Source organism: Pleomorphomonas carboxyditropha (assembly GCF_002770725.1).
In the GTDB taxonomy this organism is placed as follows: Bacteria; Pseudomonadota; Alphaproteobacteria; order Rhizobiales; family Pleomorphomonadaceae; genus Pleomorphomonas; species Pleomorphomonas carboxyditropha.
Window position 1 is genome coordinate 46539 of the sequence record NZ_NQVN01000014.1, and the last position, 25144, is coordinate 71682.

Annotated in this window: 17 protein-coding genes; 7 read left to right on the forward strand and 10 right to left on the reverse strand. The window is 69.0% G+C overall.

Annotated elements, in window-relative coordinates; all coding sequences use genetic code 11:
* The first annotated feature begins 30 nt into the window (after positions 1–30).
* The 4 genes from CJ014_RS18145 to trxA all read left to right on the forward strand — a co-directional run bounded on the left by CJ014_RS18145 (position 31) and on the right by trxA (position 7824).
* Complete coding sequence (locus CJ014_RS18145; RefSeq protein WP_100081905.1) at positions 31–774, forward strand: nucleotidyltransferase family protein; 744 nt, start codon at positions 31–33, stop codon at positions 772–774.
* A gap of 3 nt (positions 775–777) precedes the next feature.
* The gene (gene addB / locus CJ014_RS18150) at positions 778–3831 is read left to right on the forward strand and encodes a double-strand break repair protein AddB (protein WP_100081906.1); all 3054 of its coding nucleotides are present in this window, start codon (positions 778–780) and stop codon (positions 3829–3831) included.
* Positions 3828–7313: a double-strand break repair helicase AddA gene (gene addA / locus CJ014_RS18155; RefSeq protein WP_100081907.1), complete on the forward strand. Its 3486-nt coding sequence runs from the start codon at positions 3828–3830 to the stop codon at positions 7311–7313. The genes addB and addA overlap by 4 nt, the downstream gene beginning before the upstream one ends.
* A gap of 190 nt (positions 7314–7503) precedes the next feature.
* Positions 7504–7824, forward strand: a complete 321-nt coding sequence (gene trxA, locus CJ014_RS18160) for a thioredoxin TrxA (RefSeq protein WP_100081908.1) — start codon at positions 7504–7506, stop codon at positions 7822–7824.
* A 199-nt stretch (positions 7825–8023) separates the two neighbouring features.
* On the opposite strand, the gene CJ014_RS18165 is transcribed toward trxA, so the two are convergent.
* The 3 genes from CJ014_RS18165 to CJ014_RS18175 are packed head-to-tail and all read right to left on the reverse strand — an operon-like array spanning position 8024 to position 10853.
* Complete coding sequence (locus tag CJ014_RS18165; RefSeq protein WP_207765798.1) at positions 8024–8269, reverse strand: FeoC-like transcriptional regulator; 246 nt, start codon at positions 8267–8269, stop codon at positions 8024–8026.
* Positions 8270–8274: 5 nt separating this feature from the next.
* On the reverse strand, positions 8275–10620 hold the full coding sequence (gene feoB / locus CJ014_RS18170) for a Fe(2+) transporter permease subunit FeoB (RefSeq protein ID WP_100081909.1): 2346 nt from the start codon (positions 10618–10620) through the stop codon (positions 8275–8277).
* Positions 10620–10853: a FeoA family protein gene (locus CJ014_RS18175; protein ID WP_100081910.1), complete on the reverse strand. Its 234-nt coding sequence runs from the start codon at positions 10851–10853 to the stop codon at positions 10620–10622. The genes feoB and CJ014_RS18175 overlap by 1 nt, the downstream gene beginning before the upstream one ends.
* 822 nt (positions 10854–11675) lie before the next feature.
* Here CJ014_RS18175 and CJ014_RS18180 point away from each other — a divergent pair.
* A complete protein-coding gene (locus CJ014_RS18180; RefSeq protein WP_100081911.1) occupies positions 11676–16304 on the forward strand; it encodes a 2-oxoacid:acceptor oxidoreductase family protein in 4629 nt (1542 codons plus the stop codon).
* Between the two features lie 97 nt (positions 16305–16401).
* On the opposite strand, the gene CJ014_RS18185 is transcribed toward CJ014_RS18180, so the two are convergent.
* On the reverse strand, positions 16402–17325 hold the full coding sequence (locus tag CJ014_RS18185; RefSeq protein ID WP_100081912.1) for an AraC family transcriptional regulator: 924 nt from the start codon (positions 17323–17325) through the stop codon (positions 16402–16404).
* A gap of 92 nt (positions 17326–17417) precedes the next feature.
* Here CJ014_RS18185 and CJ014_RS18190 point away from each other — a divergent pair, with 92 nt between their 5' ends.
* The gene (locus CJ014_RS18190; RefSeq protein ID WP_100081913.1) at positions 17418–18389 is read left to right on the forward strand and encodes an oxidoreductase; all 972 of its coding nucleotides are present in this window, start codon (positions 17418–17420) and stop codon (positions 18387–18389) included.
* Positions 18390–18460: 71 nt separating this feature from the next.
* On the opposite strand, the gene CJ014_RS18195 is transcribed toward CJ014_RS18190, so the two are convergent.
* Positions 18461–20428, reverse strand: coding sequence for a right-handed parallel beta-helix repeat-containing protein (locus CJ014_RS18195; RefSeq protein WP_100081914.1), 1968 nt, complete (start codon positions 20426–20428; stop codon positions 18461–18463).
* Positions 20429–20665: 237 nt separating this feature from the next.
* On the opposite strand from CJ014_RS18195, the gene CJ014_RS18200 reads away from it, so the two are divergent.
* On the forward strand, positions 20666–21703 hold the full coding sequence (locus CJ014_RS18200; protein WP_207765799.1) for a LacI family DNA-binding transcriptional regulator: 1038 nt from the start codon (positions 20666–20668) through the stop codon (positions 21701–21703).
* A gap of 82 nt (positions 21704–21785) precedes the next feature.
* Here the strand turns inward: CJ014_RS18200 and CJ014_RS18205 are convergent, their stop codons facing one another.
* From CJ014_RS18205 to CJ014_RS18225, 5 genes are all read right to left on the reverse strand, one after another.
* Complete coding sequence (locus CJ014_RS18205) at positions 21786–22559, reverse strand: ferredoxin--NADP reductase (RefSeq protein WP_207765804.1); 774 nt, start codon at positions 22557–22559, stop codon at positions 21786–21788.
* Positions 22560–22858: 299 nt separating this feature from the next.
* Positions 22859–23161, reverse strand: a complete 303-nt coding sequence (locus CJ014_RS18210) for a hypothetical protein (RefSeq protein ID WP_133121879.1) — start codon at positions 23159–23161, stop codon at positions 22859–22861.
* Positions 23162–23265: 104 nt separating this feature from the next.
* Complete coding sequence (gene hisA, locus CJ014_RS18215) at positions 23266–24027, reverse strand: 1-(5-phosphoribosyl)-5-[(5-phosphoribosylamino)methylideneamino]imidazole-4-carboxamide isomerase (RefSeq protein ID WP_100081918.1); 762 nt, start codon at positions 24025–24027, stop codon at positions 23266–23268.
* Complete coding sequence (hisH, locus tag CJ014_RS18220) at positions 24024–24671, reverse strand: imidazole glycerol phosphate synthase subunit HisH (protein ID WP_100081919.1); 648 nt, start codon at positions 24669–24671, stop codon at positions 24024–24026. The genes hisA and hisH overlap by 4 nt, the downstream gene beginning before the upstream one ends.
* Positions 24668–25141 (reverse strand): DUF2628 domain-containing protein, encoded by a 474-nt coding sequence (locus tag CJ014_RS18225; protein ID WP_100081920.1) that lies wholly within the window; start codon positions 25139–25141, stop codon positions 24668–24670. Before CJ014_RS18225 ends, hisH begins: the two co-directional genes overlap by 4 nt.
* Positions 25142–25144 lie beyond the last annotated feature (3 nt).

The window sequence follows — 25144 nt, forward strand, 5'->3', positions numbered from 1 at the left end:
TCCGACCGCCGAGATCCCGATCGTTCCAAGATGACTGATGCTGCTTTTCTCTCCGCCGTCCGCCCTCGCAAGGCCATGGTGCTCGCCGCCGGCCGCGGCAAGCGTATGCGCCCGATCACGGCAACCACGCCGAAGCCGCTGGTGGAAGTGCTCGGGCGCAGCCTGATCGACCGGGTGTTCGACCGGCTGACCGAGGCCAGCGTCGAGACGGCGGTCGTCAACGTCCATTACCTCGCCGATCTCATCGAGGTACACGTCGGCAAGCGGCGCGACCTTTCGGTCATCGTCTCCGACGAACGCGACCTGCTGCTCGATACCGGCGGCGGCGTCGTCAAGGCGCTGCCCCATCTCGGCAGCGACCCGTTCTACCATCTCAACTCCGATTCCATCTGGATCGAGGGCGTTTCCGCCAACCTGCCGGCATTGGCCCGGGCCTGGGACGGCGCGCGCATGGACGGCCTGCTGCTGCTCGCCCCGACCGTCGGATCGGTTGGCTATTCGGGCGTCGGCGACTTCGACATGGCCGGCGATGGCCGCCTGACGCGGCGGCGCGAGCGCACCGTCGCCCCCTTCGTCTATGCCGGCGCCGCCATTCTCGATCCGGGCATCTTCACCGAGCTGCCTCTCGCTCCCTTCTCGCTCAACCGCATCTTCGACGAGCTGATCGGCCAGGGCCGCCTGCATGGCGTGCGGCTCGAAGGCACCTGGCTGCACGTCGGCACGCCCGAGGCGATCGGGCAGGCGGAGCGGACCATCCGGCTATCGGCGGAGTAGCCAATGACCGGGCGCGTCTTCACCATTCCTCCCGGTGCGCCCTTCCTCGCCACGCTGGCCGAAGCGCTGCTCGACGGCCGCCTGATTGCCGGCCGCGCCTATCGCCGCCAGCCGTTCGAGCTGGCCGACGTCAGCATCTACCTGCCGACCCGCCGGGCCGGCGCCGCGCTGAGGCAGGCCTTCCGCGACGCCTTCGATGGCGGCTCGGCGATGCTGCCGCGCATCCTTGCCATATCCGACGTGCTGGAAGCCGAGGACGACCTGCTGGCGCCGGAGGCGCTCGACCTGCCGCCGGTCATCGGCGCCGCCGAGCGGCGGCTGATGCTGGCGCGCCTCGTCGCCCGCTGGCGCGAGCGGGTGACGAGCGACCGGCTGCTGACGCCATCCGGCCAGCCGGTGGCCGTGCCGGGCTCGCCGGCCGAGGCGCTCAATCTTGCCGCCGACCTCCTCGCTCTCCTAGACCAGGCCGAACTCGAGGGCGTCGACTGGGACAAGCTCGACACCCTGGTGCCCGACGACTACGCCGCCTGGTGGCAACTGTCGCTCACCTTCCTCAAGATCGCCACCGAGGCGCTGCCGGCGGCCATCGCCGAGCGTGGCCGGATCGGCGCCGGCGCCTTCCACCGGGCGATGGTCGAGGCCACCGTCCGCCGCTGGCAGAGCCGCCCGCCACCCGGCCCGGTGATCATCGCCGGCTCGACCGGCTCGGTGCCGAGCACCGCCGACCTGATGGCGGCCGTGCTGTCGCTTCCCGAGGGCGCGCTGGTGCTGCCGGGCCTCGACACCGCGGCGCCGGCCGACACGGTCGCCGCCAGCCTTTTCGATTGCGCCCACCCCGAGCACACCATGAACCGGCTCGTCGAGCGGCTCGGCGTCGAACGGGCGGAGATCGGCGAGCTGGGCGCGCCGCTACCGGCGCTGGCCGCCCGCGCCGACATCGTCCGGCGGGCGCTGGTGCCGGCCGCCGTCACCGACCGCTGGCCGGCGCATGCCGCCGCGCTCGACGCCGAGGCCGAAGCGACCGAGGCGGCGCTTAACGGCGTTTCCCTGGTGGTCGCCGCCAACGAGGCCGAGGAGGCGCTCGCCGCCGCCGTCGCCCTCCGCCAGTGTCTGGAAAATCCTAAGGCGCGGGCGATCCTCGTCACGCCCGACCGTACCATCATCCGCCGCGTCGTCGCCGAGCTCGACCGCTTCGGCATCGAGGTGGAGGATACCGCCGGCCTGCCGCTGCCGCAGACCCCCTATGGCGCGCTGGCCCTGCTCCTCGCCGAGGCGGCGACCGAGGATTTCCCGCCGGTGAAGGTTGCGGCGATCCTCGGCCATCCCGAGGCGCGCTTCGGCTGGGCGCCGGCGCGCATCCGGCCGGCCGGCCGGCTGATTTCCCGCAAGGTGCTGCGCGGACCGCGGCTTGCCGGCGGCGCCGCGGCGATCTCGCGGGCCTTGCAGGCGCTGGAAGGACAGGACGATACGGACGCCGTCCTTTCCGACGCGCTGGCCCTTGCCGCCGCCTTCGATGCCGCGATGGCGCCGCTCGTCGCGGCGGCGGCTTCGCCGGCGCCGACGCTCGCCGATTTCCTCGGCGCGCTGCGCGAGACGCTGGGCCATGTCACCCGCCGCTCCGAGGAGGACATTGACGAGCCGACGCGGGCGGAGCGGCAACTCCTGTCGATCCTCGACGATCACATCGGCGCGCCCGATGCCGGCCTCGCGCTTGCCGGCGCCGATTTCGCGCCGGTGCTGAGAGCGCTGATCGGCAACGTGCTGGTGCTGACGCCGAGCCGCCGAGTTCGCGTCATGGCCACCGGCCCGATCGAGGCGCGCCTTCTGCCGACCGACCGGCTGGTGCTGGTCGGCCTCGACGAAGGCGTCTTCCCGCCGGTCACCGACACCGGCGCCTGGCTGTCGCGACCGATGCGCGCCGGCCTCGGCCTCAGTCCGCCGGAGGTGCGCATCGGCCTGTCGGCCCACGACTTTTCCGCCGCCCTCGGCGCGCCGGACAGCGTGCTGATCCGCTCGGCGCGGCGCGGCGGCGCGCCGACCGTGCCGACCCGCTTCCTGCAGCGGCTGACGAGCCTCATCGGTCCGGCGCGAACGGAAGCGATGGAGGCGCGCGGCGGCCGCTTCCTCGACTGGGCGCGCCGGCTCGACGACCGGCCGGCCGTGCCGCGCGCCGCCCGTCCCAACCCGGCGCCGCCGGCGGCGGCGCGGCCGCGCATGCTGCCGGTCACCGACATCGAAACGCTGATCCGCGATCCCTATGCCATCTACGCCAAGCGCATCCTGAAGCTCAGGCCGCTCGACGGCTTCGGCGAGACGCCCGACTTCGGCACGCGCGGCACGCTGGTTCACGACGTTCTCGCCGACTTCGCGGCGACCTGGGCCGGCCCCTGGGACGAGACGGCCGTCGCCGCGCTGATCGAATTCGGCCGCGGGCGGTTTTCCGAGGCGCTCGCCAGCCATCCGGAGGTGCATGCGCTCTGGTGGCCGCGGTTCAAGGCGCTTGCCCGGTTCATCGTGCTGGAATTCGAGGCGAGGCGCGCGCCGCTGGCCCGCCATCCGGAAATCGAGGGCAGCCTTGCGGTGACGGATCGCTTCACGCTGACCGGCCGTGCCGACCGCATCGACGTCGAGGAAGACGGCCGCGTCACCATCATCGACTTCAAGACCGGCCGGGCGCCGACGGCGGCGCAGATCGCCGCCCAACTGACGCCGCAACTGCCACTCGAAGCGGTGATCGCCCGTCACGGCGGCTTTTCGCGCCTGTCGGGCCCGCGCGAGGCGGCCGAACTGGTGCACGTGGTGCTGCGCGGCCTCGAAGGCCGCGACGAGATCGAAAGCTATACCGGCCATGCGCCGCGCGGCGGCGACGCGGTGACGCTGGAGCAGACGATCGCCGAGGCGGAAGCCCGCCTGCGCGGCCTCGTCCGCGCCTATGCCGATCCGAACCGCGGCTACCTTTCGCGCGCCCGCCCCTTCCGCAAGACCGACAGCGGCGACTACGACCACCTCGCCCGGGTGAGCGAGTGGAGCATCGAGGACGACGGAGGCGAGGAATGAAGATTCCGGCCGCCACCCGCCAGGTCCAGCTTCTGGCCACCGATCCCGGCGCCTCCGCCTTCGTGTCGGCCAACGCCGGCTCGGGCAAGACCTGGGTGCTGACGCGGCGGGTGATCCGCCTGTTGCTCGACGGCGTCGACCCCGGCCGCATCCTCTGCCTCACCTTCACCAAGGCGGCGGCGGCCGAGATGTCCGGCCGCATCTTCGACGAACTCGGCCGCTGGGCCGGCCTCTCCGACGACGAGCTGACCCGCGTTCTCTCCGAGCTCGAGGGCAAGCCGGTGCCAGCCGACCGCCTGGCGCCGGCCCGGCGGCTGTTCGCCCGGGCCATCGAGACGCCGGGCGGCCTGAAGATCCAGACCATCCACGCCTTCGCCGAAGCGCTCCTGCAGCGCTTTCCGCTGGAGGCCGGCCTCGACGGCCGCTTCCGGGTGCTCGACGATACCCGCGCCGCCGACCTCTATGCCGAGGCGCGGGCCGAGCTTCTGTCCGCCTGCGCCGCCCATCCCGACAGCCCCGAGGGGCAAGCGCTTGCGGAGCTGGTGGCGATCGCCGGCGACGAGGCCCTGGACCGGGCGCTTCGCGCCGTCGCCGCCGCCCGCGACGACCTCGCGGCCTTCTTCGGCGGCGACCTGTCGACCGACCAGGCGCTCGCGGCGCTGCCGCAGGCGCTCGGCGCGCCCGCCGGGGCGAGCCGGCAAAGCCTTCTCGAGGAGATGGCGACCTCGCCCGACTTTTCCGGGCCTTTCCTGAGCCGGCTCATCGATGCGCTCGACGCCTCGAAATCCAAGTCGATGCCGGCGCTCGCCGACGGCTTTCGCGCGGCGCTCGCCGCTTCAGACGCCGAGGCGCGGCGGCCGCTCTGGCGCGGCCTGTTCCTGACTGCCAAGGGCGAGCCGCGCAAGCGCCCGTTCACCAAGGACGTCGCCGACGCGCTGCCGGAGGCCAACGAGCACTTCGAGCGGGAGGCGCAGCGGCTGCTCGATCTCGAAAGGGCGCTGTCGGCGACGCTCTGGGGCACGCGCAGCGCCGCCCTGCTTCGCCTCGCCGACCGGCTGATCGGCCTCATCGAGGCGAAGAAGGCGCGGCGCGGCCTTCTGGACTTCGACGACCTGATCGGACGGGCGGCCGCTCTCCTGTCGCACTCCGACGCCACCGGCTGGGTGCAGTACAAGCTCGACGAAGGGCTCGACCACGTGCTGGTCGACGAGGCGCAGGACACTTCGCCGCGTCAGTGGCAGATCGTCGAGGCGCTGACCGGCGAATTCTCAGCCGGCGAAGGAGCCCGTTCCGGGCGCCGACGCACCGTCTTCGCGGTCGGCGACGAAAAGCAGTCGATCTATTCCTTCCAGGGGGCGGCGCCGCACCTGTTCGGCCTGACGCGCCAGACGCTCGGGCGGCGCCTCGCCGAGGCCGGCCTGCCGGTCCATGACCTCCGCCTCACCCTGTCCTTCCGCTCGACGGCGGCGGTGGTCGGCGCCGTCGACGCCGTGTTCCGAAACCCGGGGGCGCACGCCGGCCTTTCCACCGATGCCGGCCCTACGGTGCACGAGACGGTGCGCGGCCGCGAGCCCGGCCTCGTCGAGCTGTGGCCGGCGGTCGAAAAGCTGCCGGCGCCACCGCCCGGCAACTGGGAGGACCCGGTCGACGCCACCGCCGCCGCCAGTCCGGCCGTGCGACTTGCCGGCCGCGTCGCCGACAAGGTCGCCGGCTGGCTGCGCTCGGGCGCCCGCCTCGCCGCCACCGGCGCGCCGATCCGGCCCGGCGACGTGCTGGTGCTGGTCCGCAAGCGCGGCGCCTTCGTCGAGGCGGTCAACCGGGCGCTGAAGCAACGCGGCGTGGCGGTGGCCGGCGCCGACCGGCTCGACGTGGTCGGCCACATCGTCACCCAGGATCTGTTGGCCGCCGCCCGCGTCGCGCTGCTGCCCGAGGACGACCTGACGCTCGCCACCGTGGCGAAGTCACCGCTCGTCGGCCTCTCCGAGGAGGCGCTGTTCCGCCTCGCCCATGGCCGGCCGGGCCTCCTCTGGGATGCCGTCCGGCAGCGGGCGGCCGAGGGAGACGCCGATGCCGAGACGCTGCGCGCCACCGTCGCCCTGTGGATGAGCCGCGCCGACCGGGGCGAACCCTTCGTCTTCCTGTCGCGCCTCGTCGGGCCCGACGGCGGGCGGGCCGCCTATCGCGCCCGGTTCGGCCGCGAGGCCGACGAGGTGATCGACGAGCTGCTGACGCTGGCGCTCGACTATGAAGGTGAGGAGACGGCCGGGCTGAACGGCTTCGTCGACCGGCTGTCCAGGGGCGGCGAGTTGATCCGCCGCGAACTCGACGCCGAGCGCGACGAGGTGCGCGTCATGACGGTGCACGGTTCGAAGGGCCTCGAGGCGCCGATCGTGTTCCTGATCGACCCCGGCGACAAGCCGGCCAGCGAGAAGAACCTGCCCGACGTGCTGGCGGTCAGCGACGGTCCCAACCCGCCGATCATCTGGCGGCAGGGCGGCGCCTTCCGTCCGGCGCCGGTCGAGGCGGCGGCGGCGGCCTTCATCGCCGCGCAGGAGGAGGAATACCGGCGCCTGCTCTACGTCGGGCTGACGCGCGCCCGCGACCGGCTGGTCGTCGCCGGCCTCAAGGGCGCCGACGAAGGCGCCGACCGCCGCTGGCACGGCCTCGTCGAGGCGGCGCTCGGCATCGATGCCGAGACGGTGAAGGACGCGGCGGGCACCGTCGTCGCCTTGCGCTGGCATGCCAGGAACGAAGATCCGCCGGCGCCGCCGCAGCCGGCCCGCGCCGTTGCCGGAGAGCCGGCGCCGCTGCCCGACTGGCTCACCCGCAAGGTGGCCGATGCCGTTCCGGAGCCCGCTAGCGTCGCCCCGTCGCGCGCCGCCACCGGCGCCACGGCAATCCCCTTCGATCCGGCGGCCGCGGCGCGGGGCAGCGTGCTGCACCGCCTCTTCGAGCTGCTGCCGGACATCGAGCCGGCGGCCCGCGCCGCCGCGACCGATAGCTATCTCGGCCGCCTGCTTGCCGGCCTGCCGGACGGCGACAGGGCGGCGCTCGCCGAGAACATCGTCGCCCTCATGGCGCGGCCGGACCTTTCGCTGCTGTTCTCCCCCGCCGCCCGGGCCGAAGCGGCGGTTTCCGGCAGCGTCGCGACGCCGGCCGGACGGACCGTCGCCGTCAGCGGCAGCGTCGACCGGCTGCTGGTCGAGCCGGAGGCGGTGACGGTCGTCGACTACAAGACGGCGGCGCGTCCGCCGCGCTCGGTGCCGCCGAGGTATATTTTGCAACTCGCGCTCTACCGGGCGGTCCTCGGCCGCCTCTGGCCGGACCGTCCGGTGCGCGCGGCCATCCTGTGGACCGCGGCGGCGCGATTCGACGAGGTGGCGCCGGCCGATCTGGACGCGACGCTGGCCGCTTATCTCGAGGCGGTGGACGCCGGCATCCTGACTGGCGATCACGAAAACGAAATCGACGATCCGTCCTGAAGCAAAAGTCCGTTAGGGTTTTTACTTAATCCCTTGTTTTATCGACCGCAGCTTATGGCGGAGAGCCAGCAGGGTTTGGACCCATGCTTCAGCCGCGCTTGACGCTGCCGGGTCCGCTCCTTAGCTTTCGGGCAACAGGCGCGACCCGGCCATGAGTCGGCGCCGCGTCGTCCAGCTCGCGAGGTCCGCCATGTCGACCAAGAAAGTCACCGATCAGTCGTTTCCCACCGATGTGCTTGCCTCGTCGACGCCCGTCCTCGTCGATTTCTGGGCCGAGTGGTGCGGCCCCTGCCGCATGATCGCCCCGGCGCTCGACGAAATCGCCGGCGAGCTCGACGGCAAGATCACCATCGCCAAGCTCAACGTCGACGAAAACGGCAACACGGCGATGAAATACGGCGTCCGCTCGATCCCGACGCTGATCATCTTCAAGGATGGCGAGCCGGCCGCCATGAAGGTGGGCGCCGCTCCGAAGAGCGATCTTGCCGCCTGGATCAAGGCCGCCATCTGACGGTTCCGCCCTTTGGCTGAGAAACCCCGGTTCGCCATGCGGAGCCGGGGTTTTTATTTTTCCGGGCGACGTTTCCTGCCAATTCGCGAAGATGCTGACGCATCCGCTCATTGAGGCCATTGCCGATTTCTCATGTGCATCGAGGGCATGAGAAATCGGCAAGCGGAATACCAAGAGGCATTTTCAATGCCTCTTGGTATCAGCCCGCCAATCGTCTTTCCCCGATCCACTCGAAGATCTCTTCGGCCTTGCATGTGCAGCCGCAGGTGCCGGCCTTGGAACAGCCGGCGCCGTCCGTCAAGGCGCGCACCCTGCCCTTGGCGACCCAGAGGTCGAGGACGGCGCGGACGGCGTCCTCGCCGGCGTCGAAGTGCAGCGCGACGTCGGAAAGGGGCGCGCTGCCCCGTTCCCTCAGATAATCGCGAACGGCGGACGGCGTCATCATGGCCGTCACTCGGCCGGCTGCGCGGCGAGCGAGCGGCCCCGCGCCCGGCCGGCCATCCACATGGCGGCGATGCCGGCGGCGAAAATGACGGCGGCCGTCATCAGCCAGCGGCTGGAGCTGGCCGGATGGTCAGCGAAAGTGGCCGCTTGATAGAACGAGACGGCGGCGAGATAGCCAACGGCCGTCGTCCATATGGCCGCGAAGGCCGTCCATCCGCCGCCGATCTCGTGGCGCATGGCGCCGAGCGCGGCGACGCAAGGCGTGTAGAGCAGGATCAGCAGCATGTAGGCAAAGGCGGCGGAGGTGCCGCCGAAATGCGATTGCATGGCGCCGAACACCGAGCCGTCGACCTCCAGCTCCTCGGCGGCGGCGGCGCTGTCGTCGACATAGCCGACGTTGAGTCCGAGCGGATCGGCAAGGCTGCCGCCGAGCGCCCCGAGGTTCTCGGGAATGGTGGCGAGTGCGCCGAGAAGCTTGCCGCCGAGGCCGACTTGCTCCTCGGCGGGCGCGACGGCATCGGCGGCGGGCGCCGCCGCTTCCTCGCCCACCTGCTCGTAGAGGGCGTTGAGCGTGCCGATCACCGCCTCCTTGGCGAAGATGCCGGTGAACAGGCCGACGGCGGCCGGCCAGTTGTCGCGGGTGACGCCCAGCGGCTCGAACACCGGCACCAGTTGCTGGCTCACCACCGCCAGCACGCTGTCGCGGGTGTTGTCGCGGCCGACGCTGCCGTCGGTGCCGATCGCCGACAGGAAGGACAGCACCATGACGATCGGCACGATCACCTGGCCGGCGCGGACGATGAACTCGCGCAGGCGCTGCCAGGCCTGGACGACCACCGAGCGGACGGTCGGAATGTGGTAGGGCGGCAGCTCCATGACGAAACGGGTCGGCTCGCCGTCGAGCAGCGTCGACTTCAGGACGAGGCCGGTCAGCACGGCGAAGGCGAGGCCGACGATGTAGAGGCCGAACACGATGTTCTGGCCGCTCGCCGGGAAGAAGGCGGCCGCGAACAGCGCGAACACCGGCAGGCGGGCGCCGCAGGACATGAAGGGCGCCATCAGCGAGGTCATGATGCGGTCGCGGCGGCTTTCGAGGGTGCGCGTCGCCATGATGGCCGGCACGTTGCAGCCGAAGCCGACGATCAGCGGCACGAAGGACTTGCCCGGCAGGCCGATCGCCCGCATGGCGCGGTCCATGACGAAGGCGGCGCGGGCCATGTAGCCGGAGTCCTCCAGGAAGGACAGGAACAGGAACAGGCAGGCGATGATTGGCACGAAGGTCGACACCGTCTGGATGCCCGAGCCGAAGCCGACCAGCGCCGCCTCGACGATCGGCGGCGTGCCGAGGGCGGAGAGCAGTTCGCCGAAGCCGTCGACGAAGATGGCGCCGAACGCCTGGTCGAAGAAATCGATGAAGGCCCCGCCCACCGAGATGGTGAACAGGAACATCAGGTACATGGCGAACAGGAAGATCGGCACGCCGAGCACGCGGTTGAGCACGACGCGGTCGATCATCTGCGACAGCGGAGCGGACAGCCGCGTGGTCCGGCGGCAGACGCCGGCCATCAGCTCGCCGACGAAGGTGTAGCGGCCGTCGGCGATGACGATGTCGGCCTCCTCGCCGGCCGCGTCCTCGATCGCCCGGCGGGCGGAAACGACGTCGGCGGTGAGCGCCGGGCCGGCGAGGCTCTCGGCCAGCGTATCGCCCTCGATCAGCTTCAGCGCCAGCCAGTCGGCATCGGCCCTGGCGGCTCGGGCGGCGTCGGTCAGGCGAGGAGCCAGCTCGGCCACGGCGGTCGCCACCGCCTCGTGCTGCGCCGGACGGGCGACCGGCGCCCGCTTCAGGGCGGCCGCCTCGAGGATCGCCGCCTTGACCGCCTCGCGGCCGGCGGCGCGGCTGGCAACCGTCGGCACCACCGGGCAGCCGAGGCGCTCGGACAGCGCCGTCACGTCGATCTCCATGCCGGCCGCCTTCGCCATGTCCATCATGTTGAGGACGATCAGCATCGGCACGCCCAGCTCGATGAGTTGGGTGGTAAGGTAGAGGTTGCGCTCGAGGTTGGAGGCGTCGACGATGTTGAGAACGAGATCGGCCTCGCCGGACAGCGTGAAGTCGCGGGCGACGCGCTCGTCCTGCGAGCCGGCGTCGGCGCTGCCGACCAGGTAGACGCCCGGCAGGTCGACCAGATCGACCGTCCGGCCGGCGTGGACGAAGCGGCCGACGCGCTTTTCGACGGTGACGCCCGGCCAGTTGCCGACCCTTTGCGTCGCGCCGGTCAATGCATTGAACAGGGTGGATTTGCCACAGTTGGGATTGCCGACGACGGCGACGACAAGAGGCTCGGCGGCCATCACACCGCCTCCAGCTCGAGAATGGCCGCTTCGGACTTGCGCAGCGTCAGCGTGAAGTTGCGAATGGAGATCTCGATCGGATCGCCGAGCGGCGCCTTGCGGCGCACTTGAAACACCGCGCCAGGGGTCAGCCCCATGGCGAGAAGGCGCTGGCGGTAGCCGCGATCGCCGGCCATCAGGCCAGTGACGCGAGCGCTGTCTCCCGGTTTCATCGCCTCGATCGAAAGACCCATCCCCGCGCACTCCGGCAAGCGATCCGGTCCGCCAGACGGTCGGGCCGGCAGCATCGACACTGCAAATCAGTCTCAACTGTATATGTCCGGCCGTCGACGCCTCTCAATTCGTATTCGACCTTAGGCTTAGCGAATGTTACGGAGATTGCCGGGCATCCGCGGTGAATTCCGCTGGTAAGCGCTTAAAAACGCAGCAGTACAAACCGCTCGCGATAAACGGCGAGACTGTCCGATATCGCTGAAGGCCGGCGGGGTAATCCCAAATCCGCACTGGAAAACGCAAACCATGCGGATTAAACTTTCATGGAAAGGTGAACTTTGAATTCCGGCGCCGCGGAACGCACGGCAGCCGGACTATACCGGATAGATAAACCGATTAATCCGTCGACGAATACTGTCCGGTTCCTGACGGCAAAAATCGCCGGCCCGCCAGCCTCGATCGTCCGGAAGGAGTCGGCCGGACGATTGGCCTGCCCGAATTCCTACTTTAGGAGCAGCAGGTTGCTTGAAACGGCAACCGCGTGGAATGAAGGCGCTGCGAGGATGGTGCCCTGCAAAAAACGCATAGCAGTAAAACCTTCGCAGTTCCACGTAGTCCCCGGTTGAGTACTTACGACAAACTTCTGCCGCGCTTCTATAACGGCAGAAGGGTCCATCGGTAACAACACCGAAACCCAAGTAAGTTTCGTATAGTTTTGACTGAAATCAAGGTCAGAACTCCATCGGCAGCTGAACATTGGCGTATCGATGCCCGAACCTCGGCCAGTGACTGATCGGACGGGGCGGACAGGAACACCAGATGCAGCAGGACGGATGCAGCAAATGAGCGCGAAATATCCAGGTCTTCCCACGGTCATCAACGGCAACGGCGCCGTTGCCCACGTCATGGGCCAAGTATGCGGCGGTGTCATCGGCTACCCGATCACGCCCTCGACCGAAATTTCCGAAATCTACGAGAGCTTCCGCGCCGGCGGCGGCTGCAACGTCTGGGGCCGCCACCCCTTCTTCTACGAGCCGGAAGGCGAGCATTCGGCCCAGTCGGGCGCCCTCGGCGCCGCGCTGACCGGCGGCAAGTTCATCTCCAACGCCTCGTCGTCGCAGGGCATCCTCTACGGCCTCGAGTCGCACTACGTGACGGTCGGCAAGAAGGCCGGCGGCTTCGTGCTGCAGGTGGCCGCCCGCGTGGTGTCCAAGCACTCGCTCAACGTCATGGCCGGCCATGACGACGTCTACTCGCTGCTGCCCACCGGCTACACCATCCTGTTCGGCGCCAACCCGCAGGAAGCGGCCGACCTCGCTGCCATCTCCTACAAGGTGTCGGCGCTGTCGCTGGTGCCGGTCGCCAACGCCATGGACGGCTTCGCCACCTCGCACATGCTGTCGGAAGCCAAGATGCCGGAGCCGGCGCTGCTGAAGGAATTCCTCGGCGACCCCACCGGCCGCATCAAGTGCCCGACCGTCGCCCAGGAAATCCTGTTCGGCGCCAAGGGCCGCGCCTACCAGCTCCGCCAGTGGCTGGTGCGCAAGAAGGACGCCTTCACCGTCGCCAACACGGCCGCGCTCAAGGCCTACATCGACGCCAACGAGGAGGCCATCGAGGCCGACAACGAAGGCAAGCTGATCGAGGCCGTTGGCAAGTGGGTTCCGGCCGATCTCCAGGGCCAGTTCAAGCGCCAGTGGCTGAACGCCTGGGAGAAGGGCACCCGCCAGCTCGTCCCGGCGCTGGTCGACATCCACAACCCCGGCCTGACCGGCGGCGTGCAGAACCAGCCCGACTTCCAGTCCGGCGCCGCCGACCATCGCACCCACTTCGTGGTGGACGTGCCGAAGTTCGTCAAGCAGGCCATGGACGAGTACGGCGCGCTGACCGGCCGTCAGTATTCGCCGGTCATGACCTACAAGACCGAGGACGCCGACTACGTGATGATCGGCCTCGGCTCGGTCACCGACGACGTCGAAGCCGTCGTTGACTATCTGCGTTCGAAGGGACGCAAGGTCGGTTCGATCGCCATCAAGCTGCTGCAGCCGTTCCCGGAAGCCGAGCTGATCGCCGCCATCGCCGGCAAGAAGGCCGTCACGGTGCTCGAGCGCTCGGACGACACCGCGCTCACCGGCTTCGTGACGCAGGCCCTGTTCAAGGCGCGCGAGAATGCCGACGGCGGCCGCCACGAGGGCATCCCGGCCATCGACAAGCTGCCCAAGGTCACCACGGCCATCTTCGGCCTCGGCGGCCATGACCTGCAGTCGCGCCATATCGTCGCCGCCTTCGACAACATGGAAGCGGCCCGCAACAACCCGTTCGTCTACCTCGGCTCGCAGTTCTTCTCGAAGAACCCGAATGCCCGCATGAGCGAGGTTCAGGCCAAGCTCAAGGCGGCCTATCCGCAGACCGAGTTCATGGCGCTCGAGACGGGCGAGAACCCCCGCCTTCTGCCGGAAGATGCCTTCCGCGTCCGCTTCCACTCGGTGGGCGGCTACGGCACCATCGCCACCGGCAAGCTCCTGACCGACATCCTGGCCGGCGCCCTCGGCCTCTACTCCAAGGCCGCTCCCAAGTACGGCTCGGAAAAGTCCGGCGCTCCGACCAACTACTACATCACCCTGTCGCCGGAGCCGGTGAAGATCACCAACGCCGAGATCGAGGACGTCGAGATCGTCATCTCGCCGGACCACAAGGTCTTCGCGCACTCCAACCCGCTGCGCGGTCTCGCCAAGGGTGGCACCTTCATCCTGCAGACCTCGAAGACGCCGCTTGAGGCGTGGCTCGACATGCCGGCTTCGGCCCGCAAGGCGATCCGCGACCGCGAGATCAAGTTCCTGGTGGTCGACGCCTTCGCCGTCGCCAGCAAGAACGCGCCGTCGCCGGAACTCGCCACCCGCATGATGGGCATCGCCTTCATCGGCGCGCTCTGCGGTCACGAGAAGCGGATCACCGCCGGTGCCGATCGCGCCGCCATCCTCGAGAAGGTGCGCCAGCAGATCTCCAAGAAGTTCGGCGCCAAGGGCGACGCCGTCGTCGCCGGCAACATGGCGGTGATCGCCGAGGGTGCCGAAGCGACCCACGAAGTCGCCTATAACGACGAGGCCTTCAAGGCCGCCGAGGCCAACGCTCCGGTGGTCCACGCTCGCTCGGTGGCGATCTCCGCTTCGATCTGCAGCCTCGACACCAACTCGCCGGCCGGCATCTTCGACGCCGACTACTACGAGGACATGCTGGCCGGTCCGTTCCGGGACGGCACCATCGGCGAATCGCCGGTCCTGCCGGGCACCGGCATGTTCATGCCGGCCGGTTCCGCCGCCATGAAGGACAAGGGCCTGTTCCGCCGGCAGGTGCCGGTGTTCGACGCCGAGAAGTGCACGGCCTGCCTCGAGTGCACGCTGGTCTGCCCCGACGCCGCCATGCCGTCGACGGTGCACGAGATCGATGACCTCGTCGCCACCGCCGCGCGCCAGATCGACGTTCCGGAAGACCGCCGCGCCGAGATCGCCGACAAGGTGCCGGCGATCGCCACCGCCATCCGCGAAGTCTACAGGGCTCAGCCGAAGGCCCGCGCCTTCCATGAGATCTTCGCCCAGGTGGCGCCGGGCGTTGCGGCCGGCGATGCGTCGCTCGCCCTCGACTTCGACAAGATGACGACGGTCCTCGCCAACTTCCCGGTGGCGCGTACCCGCCTGTTCTTCGATCAGACCGAGAAGAAGACGCCGGGCTCTGGCGCCCTCTACTCGGTCGGCCTCGACCCGTGGAAGTGCTCGGGCTGCCTCGAGTGCACCACCGTCTGCGGCTCCGACGCCCTGATCCAGACCGAGCAGGACGACGCGCTGCTCGAGACGCTGCAGGCTCGCTTCGAGTTCCTGACCAAGACGGCCAACACGCCGTCCCGCTTCACCGAGCAGCTCACCGGCGCCAACGCCAAGCGCCTCATCCTCGACCGCGACAACTACTATGCCATGACCGGTGGTCACGGCGGCTGCCGCGGCTGTGGCGAGGTGACGGCGCTGCGCCTGATCATGGCGGCGAACAATGCTCTCCAGGGCCGCGCCCGCAAGGAGCACATCGCCGACGTCGAAGCGCTGGTCGCCAAGCTGGAAGCCAAGCTCGCCACGGTGACCGACGAGGCGCGCGCCGCGCGCATCAAGTCGTCGCTCGAGACGATCAACCACCATCTCTTCCTCCTGGAGAGCGGCCCGACGGGCGAAGGCCCGGCGGCGGCGGTGATCGCCAACTCGACCGGCTGCTCGAGCGTCTACTCGTCGACCTTCCCCTACAACCCCTACCGCGATCCGTGGGTGAACAGCCTGTTCCAGGATGCCCCCGCGCTCGCCAAGGGCATCTACGAAGGCATCGCGGCGGATGTGCTCGTCAACTTCCGGGCCATGCGCATCGCCGAGCTGGAGCTCGACGACAAGTATGATCCGTCGGTGCACGACAAGATGTTCCGCACCTTCGGCTGGGAGCAGTTCAGCGAGACCGAGCTCGGCCGCCTGCCGACCGTGTTCTCGATCGGCGGCGACGGCGCCACCTACGACATCGGCTTCGGCGCGCTGTCGCGGTTGCTGTCGACCAAGACGCCGATCAAGGTGATCGTGGTCAACACCGGCGTGTACTCCAACACCGGCGGCCAGGCCTCGACCTCCTCGCTGATCGGCCAGGACTCCGACCTCGCCCGCTATGGCGCGGCGCATGCCGGCAAGACCGACAACCGCAAGGAACTCGGCCTGATCGCCGCCTTCCACCCGGCGGTGATGGTGGTGCAGACCGCCACCGCCATCCAGGGCCACTTCCTGAAGAACGTCCTCTCCGCCCTGTCGCGGACGACGTCGCCGGCCATCATCGACGTCTACACGCCCTGCCAGGGCGAGCAGGGCATCGGTGACGACGTGTCGAGCGAGCATGCCCGCCTCGCCGTCGAGAGCCGCACCAGCCCGGTCTACGTCCACAATCCGGACGGCGGCTCGGTGCTGAAGGAGCGCTTCTCGCTGGACGGCAACCCCGACGTCGAGCAGGACTGGACGACCCTCGTCCTGACCTACAAGGACGCCGATGGCAACGAGCAGACCAAGGAAGTGCCGCTCACCCCGGCCCACTTCGCTCACCAGGAAGGCCGCTTCAAGAAGCAGTTCACCGGCAAGCCGCTTGCCGATGACGTCAACAACGCCGTGTCGATCGACGAGTTCATCGACCTCAGCGAAGAGGACCGGGTCGGCAAGATCCCGTTCATCTGGGAAGTCAAGAAGGGCAAGCTGATCCGCTTCCCGGTGCCGGCCCAGATCGTTCGCCTGGTCGAGGAGCGCCGCCGCTTCTGGCGCACGCTGCAGAACCTCGCCGGCATCGACGCCGCCAAGCTCGACGAAGCCCATCAGGCCGAACTCGACGCCCTGCAGAGCCGCTACGACGAGGCTCTGGCGGAGATCGATACGCTGAAGGGCGCTACGACCAGCGCCGCCGAGTAATCGGCCTCAATACCAAGATGATCGGGCCGCCGGGAAACCGGCGGCCCTTTTGTTTTTGCACGCCGTCGGAATGGCAAGCTCCGGCGGAAAGCCTGCGTCAAGCCGGCAGGCCGCGGTGCAGACTGCGGTAGCGGGCGGGCGACTGGCCGAGAATGCGGCGGAAGGTGGCGGCGAAGGCGCTGTCGGAGGCATAGCCGAGGGACTGGGCGATGCGCGGCAAGGGCTCGTCGCCACGCCGAAGCCGGGCAGCCGCGAGCCGCATGCGCCATGCCGCGAGATAGTCGATCGGCGGGGCGCCGACAGTGGCGCGGAACCGCTCGGCGAAGGCCGAGCGCGATTGGCCGGCGATGCGGGCGAGTTCGTCCACCGTCCAGCGGCGGGCCGGCTCGGCATGGATGGCGCGCAGCGCCGGGGCGAGACGCCGGTCGCCGAGCCCTGCGAGCCAGCCCGGATGATGCGCCGTTCCGCGGGCGAGATAGGCACGCAGCACGTGGATGAAGATCAGGCGCAGAAGGTCGTTGCAGGCGATGCGCGACCCTGGCGCTCCGCCGTTCCATTCGGCATCGAGCTGCTCCAGCAGCCAGGCGATGGGACCGGCTTCCTCGCGGCGGATGACGACGATCGGCGGCAGGGCATCGGTCAGCAACGCGCCGTCCACCGTATCGAGGTTGACGCTGCCGCCGAGGAGGACGAAATCCCGACCGTCGCCGACCGCGACGTCGAGGCTGCCGCCGGCGAAAACGTCTCGCGCCGGGATCGGCCGTAGCTTCGGATCGCTGCAAAGCGTGAAGGCCTTGCCGCTGACCACCAGGCAATCTCCCTCCCCGACCCGCAGCGGCGCCTCGCCGTCCTGAATCAGCCAGGCGCCGCCATGGCGGATCGCGTTGAACTTGACGTAGGACGGCGGCGGGAAGGCGACCGACCAGGGGCCGCCGGCGGCGAAACGGACCGAGAAGAGGGCGTGCGCGTCGATGGCGCTCAGCACGTCAGACAGCGCATCCTGCGTATTCTGGACGATCACGACGAAAACCCGGAGTTTCGAAGCTGGGAACGCCGAGAACCTAACCGATATGAAGCGCGGACACCAGCACGAGAGAACCAAGGAGTGACGACATGTCCGAACAGAAACCCATCGGGTCCCGCTTCAACGGCGCGAGCACGGCGCAGGAGGTGGTGGCGGGAATCGACCTTTCCGGCAGATCGGCCATCGTGACCGGCGGCTATTCCGGCCTCGGCCTCGAGACGACGCGGGCGCTTGCCGGCGCCGGCGCCGCGGTCATCGTGCCGGCGCGCGACCGGGCCAAGGCGGAGCGCATGCTGGCCGGCATCGACAATGTGCGCATCGAGGCGATGGACCTGACGGACCCGGCCTCGATCGCCGCCTTCGCGGAACGGATCGTCGCCTCGGGCGCGCTGGTCTCCATCCTCGTCAACAGCGCCGGCATCATGGCGACGCCGCTCGCGCGCGACGCCGACGGCCACGAGAGCCAGTTTTCGACCAACCATCTCGGTCATTTCCGGCTGGTGGCGAGCCTCTGGCCGGCGCTCGTCAAGGCGGACGGGGCACGCGTCGTGTCGGTTTCCTCGCGCGGGCACCAGATCGGGCCGGTCGATTTCGACGACCATGACTTCCGCGCCCGTGCCTATGACAAATGGCAGGCTTACGGCCAATCCAAGACGGCGAACGCCCTGTTCGCGCTCGGGCTCGACCGGCGGGGAGCGGCGTACGGCGTGCGCGCCTTCTCGCTGCATCCAGGCGTGATCCTGACCGACCTGGCCCGCCACCTGAGCGAGGCGGAGATCAATTCCTTCGACGTCTACGACGAGAACGGCAACCGCCGCGTCGATCCGTCGCGGGACCTCAAGAGCCCGGAGCAGGGAGCGGCGACCAGCGCCTGGGCGGCGACGAGCCGGCAACTCGACGGCCTCGGCGGCGTCTATTGCGAGGACTGCGAGGTGGCCCTGTCGCAGAACGAGGCGGAAGGCAACAAGGGAGTGGCGGCTTGGGCCATGGACCCGGACGCGGCCGAACGTCTCTGGATGCTTTCGGAGCGGTTGACCGGGCTGTCGCTGCGGCGGGCCTGAGTGCCGGCCGGGGCGGCGATTTCACGCGAGGCGCGGGCTTCATGCCCGCGTCTCGCGGAATGACAGCCTCTTCACCAGAGGCGGATGCGGCTCGCGCCGGCGGCGAGCGTGGCCAGCGGCCCGACCGGATAGGTCCGGCCGATCTCCTTGCGATGACCGAGCAGGTCGCAGTGCAGCGTCAGCGGCGAACCGTCCGGCTCCTCGAAGTCCGCATCCGGGAAGCGGACGCGCGGCAAGTCGTCCTGGGTGACCACGGACAGAACGCCGGCGCCGAGGGCGTCGGGAATATCGGCGTCGAGGTAGACTTGGTCGCCCTCGTCGACGACGCTAAACGAGACGGGAGCCTCGACGGCGAGGGGGTCGCGCTCGAGCTCGAAGGCCCGCGCCCCCGCCGCATAGGCGTTGTGATGGATGTAGGCGGGCTGTTTGACGCCGTGGAACCGCTGGTGGTCGCCCAGGCGCTGGTTGATCCGCTTGAGGTAGTCGGCGAAGGTGGCGGGCAAGCCGTCGTAACCGCACGTGCCGTAGGTGGCCAGGGCGTGCCCCTCGCTGCCGGGCTTGAAGGCGCGGTCGGCGTCGCCGCCGAGGAACAGATTGCCGATGTAGCGGTCGTCGCCGCCGTAGATCACGGCATAGCCGGCGACCTCGGTGCTGTGCGGGCGATGGTAGGGCGTGGCGCGGTCCAGGACGGGCTCGAGGCGCAGCGCGCCGCAGATGAAATTGTTGACGAAGGCCCCGCCCTGGCTGAAGATTTCCAGCGCCACCGGCGAGGCGAGGATATTGTGGTCGACCACATAGGGGCCGTGACTGACCTCGACGAACAGGTCGCGGGTGTTGGCATAGTAGAGATTTCGCGACACGCGCGTGCCCTGGGTCTGCCAGTCGAGCCAGGTGCCGAGCGTGCAGTGGTGGATCCGGTTGTGCAGGATCCGGACGTCGATGGCGGCGTGGAGCTTGATGCCGCCGATCTCGTAACCGTAGAACTCGCGCTTGGTGCCGATGTGGTGGATGTGATTGTCCTCGATCGTCGAGAAGATCGCGCCCAGGTGGCCGACGACGCCGTTCTGGCCGCAGTCGAAGATCGTGTTGCGACGCACGATGTGCGAGCCGATATGCTCGCGATCCCAGCCGATCTGCCGGGCGGCGAAGACCGACTCCAACTGATACTGGTAGCCCGGCTTGTCGCCGCGTGAGGTGGAATAGTTGTTGCCGGTCGACGCTTCCTTGCCGAGCGACACCGCCGAACACTTGGCGTCGTGGATGACGTTGTCCTCGATGATCCAGCCCTTCGCCCAGTTGGGGCCGATCAGTCCGGGCTGGTCGGCGGTCGGCGGCGCCCACGGCGTGGCGGCATGCGCCAGCTCGAAGCCGCGAACGGTGATGTAGTCGAGGTGATGCTCGACGGGGTAGAAGACCGAGCGGCGCACGTTGATCTCGACCAGCTCGGCATTCGGGTCCGCACCCTGGAAATTGGCCCAGATGGTCGTCGCATCCGCGCCGACCTCGGCGTACCAGACGGAACGCGTCCGGTCGGGATCCTCGATCGGCTCGGCGGTGCCGGTCCAGCCGTCCACCTCCTCGCGGCGCGTCGGCGGCTCAAGCACGGCGGCAAGGTCCGGCGCCTCGTAGAAGCCGCGTCCGTCGAGATAGACCTCGCCGAGGTGCTTGGGCAGGCCGTTTGCGGCCGGCACGAGCCAGTCGCCACCGACCTCCTCCGCGAACGGATTGAACCCGCCGAACAGGGCGTTGGGGACGACCGCCCGCCAGACGTCGCCCTCCTCGCGAGTCCAGTCGGCGATGCGCTCGGAGCCCTTGATCACCACCCGCTCGCCCCTGGCCGCCTCGTAGGTGATGCGCCGGCGGTCGCTCAGCCCGCCGCGCGCCGGCTTGACCCACTCGCGGTATTCGCCTTCGTGAACGACAATGGTATCGCCCGGCTGCGCCAGCGCCGCGGCGCGGTTGATGGTGCGCAACGGCGTGCCGGCCGAACCGTCGGCGGCGTCCGAGCCGGTGATGGCGACGTGATAGACGTGTGTCATCGTTGCAGATCCTCCGTTCGCGGCTATGCCGGCCGCAGTCCATCCCAGCGGGCCGCTCGCCCCGCCTCGGCCGATGCATTTTCCTATGGATAGGAAAAAGTTTCCTATTTTTTTCGTTACTATACGCAGGCTATATATGGATTATTTCGCGAGTCAATCAGAAGAACGATAGTTTTATAATTCTTATTTCCGAAAAAGTTTCTGATATTTGAGACCACACTGCAAAGGAGCCGTTTCATGGATGCGGATATGGAGCGGCCGACGCTCGACGAGGTGGCCCGGCTGGCCGGGGTGTCCAAGGCGACCGCATCCAAGGTTCTCAACCATCGCCGCTATGTTTCCGAGGACACCCGGCGGCGCGTCGAGGAGGCGATCGGCCGGCTCGGCTACGTGCCGACCACGGGACCGCGAGACGCGGCATCCCTGCGGGCGGTCAACGTCGTGTTCGATACGCTGGCCAACGTCTATTCGGCGCAGGTTCTGAGCGGCATCGTCGGCGCCGCGCGTGCCCAGGATGTGGAAGTGCTGGTCGATGCGCTCGACCCGGCGGCCGGCGACGCCGGCGGGCCGCTGTCGGCGAGCTGGATCAGGCGCCTGGCGACGCACGGCCGGGCCGGCGTCATCGTGGTGACGGCCGAGCTCACCGCCGGGCAGCGCGCGCAGATGCGCGCGGCCGGGCTGAGCGTCGTGGTGATCGATCCCCTCAATCCCCTCGACGACGAGGTCGTCTCCGTCGGATCGACCAACTTCGCCGGCGGCCTGCAGGCGACCAGGCACCTGCTCGATCTCGGCCACCGCCGGATCGCCTATGCCGGAGGCGTGTCCGTCTCGGCGCCGTCCCGCGAGCGGCTGCAGGGCTACCTCAGCGCGCTGTCCGACGCGGGCGTGGCGGCGGACCCCGGGCTCGTTCTCGAGCAGGGCTTCTCCTTCCGCGCCGGACGGGAGATGGCCGCCACGCTGTTCGCCAGGGAACGGCCACCGACGGCGATCTTCGCCGGCAGCGACGCGAGCGCGCTGGGTGTCCTGGAAGCGGCGCGTCGTCAGGGCCTTCGGATTCCCGACGATCTGTCCGTCGTCGGCTTCGACGACACCTATTCGGCCTTCACGACCGCGCCGCCGCTGACGACGGTACGCCAGCCCATCGAGGACATGGGGCGCGTGGCCCTGAGAACGCTCCTGCAGCAGGCGCGCGGCGAACGCCCGGACTCGCACCACATCCAGCTCGCCACGCAGCTCGTCGTCCGGGAATCGACGACGGCGCCGAGGCCGGAATAGGTTATCCGGCGCGGCAAACGGAAAAGAAAAGGCGCCCGCGAAGGACGCCTTTCTTGATCGGGCCTGTCGTCCGAACAGGAGCCTAGCCGACGAAGGCGCGCTCGACGACGAAAGTGTTGGGAGCGTTGTTGGCGCCTTCGACGAGGCCGAACCGCTCGAGCCGGTCCTTGGTGTCCTTGATCATCGCCATCGAGCCGCAGATCATCGCCCGGTCGACGGACGGATCGAAGGGCGGAACGCCGAGATCGACAAACAGCTTGCCGGAATCGATGAGATCGGTGATGCGGCCCTGGCGCGGATGCGGCTCGCGCGTCGCCGAATCGTAGAGGCGGAGCTTGCCGGCGGCGAGTTCGCCGAGGAATTCGTGATTGACCACGTCGTCGTAGAGCTCGCGGGCATAGGCGAGCTCGGCCACCTCGCGGCAGGTCTGGACGAGGATCACCTCTTCGAACTTCTCGTAGACCTCGGGATCGCGGATAAGGCTGGCGAAGGGGGCGACGCCGGTGCCGGTCGACAACAAATAGAGGCGCTTGCCGGGCAGCAGCGCGTCGATCACCAGCGTTCCCGTCGGCTTCTTGCGCATCAGGATGGTGTCGCCGACCTTGACCTTCTGCAGGTATTCGGTGAGCGGGCCGCCCGGCACCTTGATGGAGAAGAACTCGAGCTCGTCGTCCCAGGCGGGGCTCGCCACGGAATAGGCGCGGAATACCGGTCGTTCGGCATTGGGCAGGCCGATCATCACGAATTCGCCGGAGCGGAAGCGGAAACTGGCCGGGCGCGTGGTGCGGAAGCGGAACAGCCGGTCGGTGTAGTGGCGGACCTCGGTTACCGTCTCGGCATAGACGTTGTCGGGGATCGGGAAGGCCTGGGCGCCTTCGGCGCCGGTCGCGACGTTCGAGGTATAGGCGTTCAAGATCGGCTTCCTCCGCCAGTGCACATCCGGCCGCGACCGACACGGATCCGCGTCGGCGGGCACACGGCCGCGTGCGGGGTGATAGCACCCGCTCCTTCCCTAGATGAAGCAAATGAGTTGCAAATTCCAGTCATTCCAGGGAAAAAACCGCCGGAAAAGCTGCATGGCAGGATTGCGCGGCGAGCGGCCGGAACCGGAAAAGCGACGTGCGGGCAACGCGGGCCCTTAGCTTTGCGTTCCGCTCAGCGGAGGGCGGTGGCACCGGCCCGGGATGGCCGGGCCGACTTGGCGCCGGCCTTTTGCGGCTCGGCGACCGGGCGCGACAGGCCGGCCCGCACCGTCAAGGCGGCGAAGGCGGCGAGCTCGAAGGCGGTGACGGCGAGGACGACCGAAAGGGCGATCTGCCAGCCGGGCAAGGCCAGTGCAATTGCGCCGACGCCGGCAGCGCAGGCCACGATCGCCGCCAGAAGGATGAGCGGGACCAGGCGCAGCCGCACGCCGGCGACGAACCCCGTGAGACCCGACATCGCGACAATGAACAGCATGGCCATACTCCGGACAAATCCTGATATCCAGACTATGGCAGGCCGCGCTTAGGACCCGCTTACAAAAATAGCTCAATTTTGATTGAATTCGCCGCGAGTCCCGATCACGAAACCGGGCCTGCCGGAGCGGGTCGAACCGCGGCCAGGCGGGCAAGGGCGGCGCGCGGGTCGAGGCGGCCGTCATAGAGCGCCCGGCCGGAGATGGCGCCGTCGAGCACCGCCGCCTCCGGCTGGCAGAGCGCCTCGATATCGTCCATCGAGGCGAGGCCACCGGAGGCGATCACCGGGATCGATACGGCACGGGCAAGCGCCAGCGTCGCCGGAAGGTTGAGCCCCTTCAGCACGCCGTCGCGATCGATGTCGGTATAGACGATGGCGGCGACGCCGGCATCCTCGAAGCGGCCGGCCAGCTCGACGGCGGTCAGCTCGGCGCTTTCCGCCCAGCCCTCGACGGCCACCTTGCCGCCGCGGGCGTCGATGCCGACCACGATGCGGCCGGGAAAGGCCTTTGCCGCCGCTTTCACCAGCTCCGGATCGCGCAGGGCCACCGTGCCGAGGATGACGCGGGAAATACCCTTGCCGAGCCAGGCTTCGATGGCCGCCATGTCGCGGATGCCGCCGCCGAGCTGGACGCGCATGCCCGGCGCCACGGCCGCGACGATGGCGTCGACCGCCGCGCCGTTGACCGAACGGCCGGCGAAGGCGCCGTTGAGGTCGACGACGTGCAGCCAGTCAAAGCCGATGTCCCGGAAGGCGCGGGCCTGCGCGGCCGGATCGGCGTTGTAGACGGTGGCGGCATTCATGTCGCCGAGCTTCAGCCGAACGCAGGCGCCGTCCTTGAGATCGATGGCGGGGTAGAGAATCACGGGCGCCACCTCAGGAAGTTGGCAATGAGCCCGAGGCCGAGCGTCTGGCTCTTCTCGGGGTGGAACTGGGTGCCGGCGATGTTGTCGCGGCCGATCATGGCGGTGACCGGACCGCCGTAGTCGGCGACGGCGATCAGCGCGCCGGTCTCGCGCAGCGTCATGTGGTAGCTGTGGACGAAATAGGCGTGGAGGCCGTTGTCGCCGGTGGCCAGCCCTTGCAGCAGCGCATGGGGCCGGACGAGGTCGATGGTGTTCCAGCCCATGTGCGGCACCTTGAGGGCGGGATCCCCGGGCTTGATGGGCTCGACGTCGCCATCGATCCAGCCGAGGCCGTCGGTCACCGTCTTCTCGAGGCCGCGCCGCGCCATCAGTTGCATGCCGACGCAGATGCCGAGGAAGGGGCGCCCCTTGTCGATGACCGTCTCGGTCAGCGCCTCGATCATGCCGGGAACGGCGGCAAGGCCGGCCTTGCAGTCGGCAAAGGCGCCGACGCCCGGCAGCACGACGCGGTCGGCGGCGCGCACGGCATCCGGATCGGCGGTCACCAGGATGGCATCGCCACCGCTGTCGCGGGCGGCCCGCTCGAAGGCCTTGGCCGCCGACCGCAAATTGCCGGAGCCATAATCGATGATGGCGACGGTCATGGCCGGGCTCCGCTTTCCGGGAAGAGGCCGAGGACGCCCGGCGGGACGCTTCTGGCGGGATGAACGACCGGCGGCGCCGACGGCGAGGCCGGGCGGGGCTGGGCGAGCCAGCTATCGAAGAAGCGCCGCTCGGCCGCCTCATGGCTTTGGGCTTCGACGACGCCGCTTTCCCGGAAGCCGCGTAGCGCCAATGTCAGGCGGCGGATATCGTTGGCGACGATGCCGGTGGCCAGCGCCAGGATCAGCTCGAAACCGCCGCCGGTCACCGAGCCGAGCCAGCGCTCCGAGACGGCGATCAGCGCGGCGATCACCAGCCAGCCGACAAGGCCCAACCATTCGCGATGCCAGAGGAACCACAGCGGCCCGAGCAGGAAGGCCCAGAAAGCGAAACCGTCGCGCACGAAGACCGCGCGGTCGGCCGCGACTTGCGGCGGGGCGTCGCCAAGCAGATGAACGCTGAAGATGGCCATTCA

Coding starts and splice junctions, on each gene's coding strand:
- CJ014_RS18145 (WP_100081905.1), top strand. CDS start 31: ATGACTGATGCTGCTTTTCTCTCCGCCGTCCGCCCTCGCAAGGCCATG.
- addB (WP_100081906.1), top strand. CDS start 778: ATGACCGGGCGCGTCTTCACCATTCCTCCCGGTGCGCCCTTCCTCGCC.
- addA (WP_100081907.1), top strand. CDS start 3,828: ATGAAGATTCCGGCCGCCACCCGCCAGGTCCAGCTTCTGGCCACCGAT.
- trxA (WP_100081908.1), top strand. CDS start 7,504: ATGTCGACCAAGAAAGTCACCGATCAGTCGTTTCCCACCGATGTGCTT.
- CJ014_RS18165 (WP_207765798.1), bottom strand. CDS start 8,269: ATGATGACGCCGTCCGCCGTTCGCGATTATCTGAGGGAACGGGGCAGC.
- feoB (WP_100081909.1), bottom strand. CDS start 10,620: ATGGCCGCCGAGCCTCTTGTCGTCGCCGTCGTCGGCAATCCCAACTGT.
- CJ014_RS18175 (WP_100081910.1), bottom strand. CDS start 10,853: ATGGGTCTTTCGATCGAGGCGATGAAACCGGGAGACAGCGCTCGCGTC.
- CJ014_RS18180 (WP_100081911.1), top strand. CDS start 11,676: ATGAGCGCGAAATATCCAGGTCTTCCCACGGTCATCAACGGCAACGGC.
- CJ014_RS18190 (WP_100081913.1), top strand. CDS start 17,418: ATGTCCGAACAGAAACCCATCGGGTCCCGCTTCAACGGCGCGAGCACG.
- CJ014_RS18195 (WP_100081914.1), bottom strand. CDS start 20,428: ATGACACACGTCTATCACGTCGCCATCACCGGCTCGGACGCCGCCGAC.
- CJ014_RS18200 (WP_207765799.1), top strand. CDS start 20,666: ATGGATGCGGATATGGAGCGGCCGACGCTCGACGAGGTGGCCCGGCTG.
- CJ014_RS18210 (WP_133121879.1), bottom strand. CDS start 23,161: ATGCTGTTCATTGTCGCGATGTCGGGTCTCACGGGGTTCGTCGCCGGC.
- hisH (WP_100081919.1), bottom strand. CDS start 24,671: ATGACCGTCGCCATCATCGATTATGGCTCCGGCAATTTGCGGTCGGCG.
- CJ014_RS18225 (WP_100081920.1), bottom strand. CDS start 25,141: ATGGCCATCTTCAGCGTTCATCTGCTTGGCGACGCCCCGCCGCAAGTC.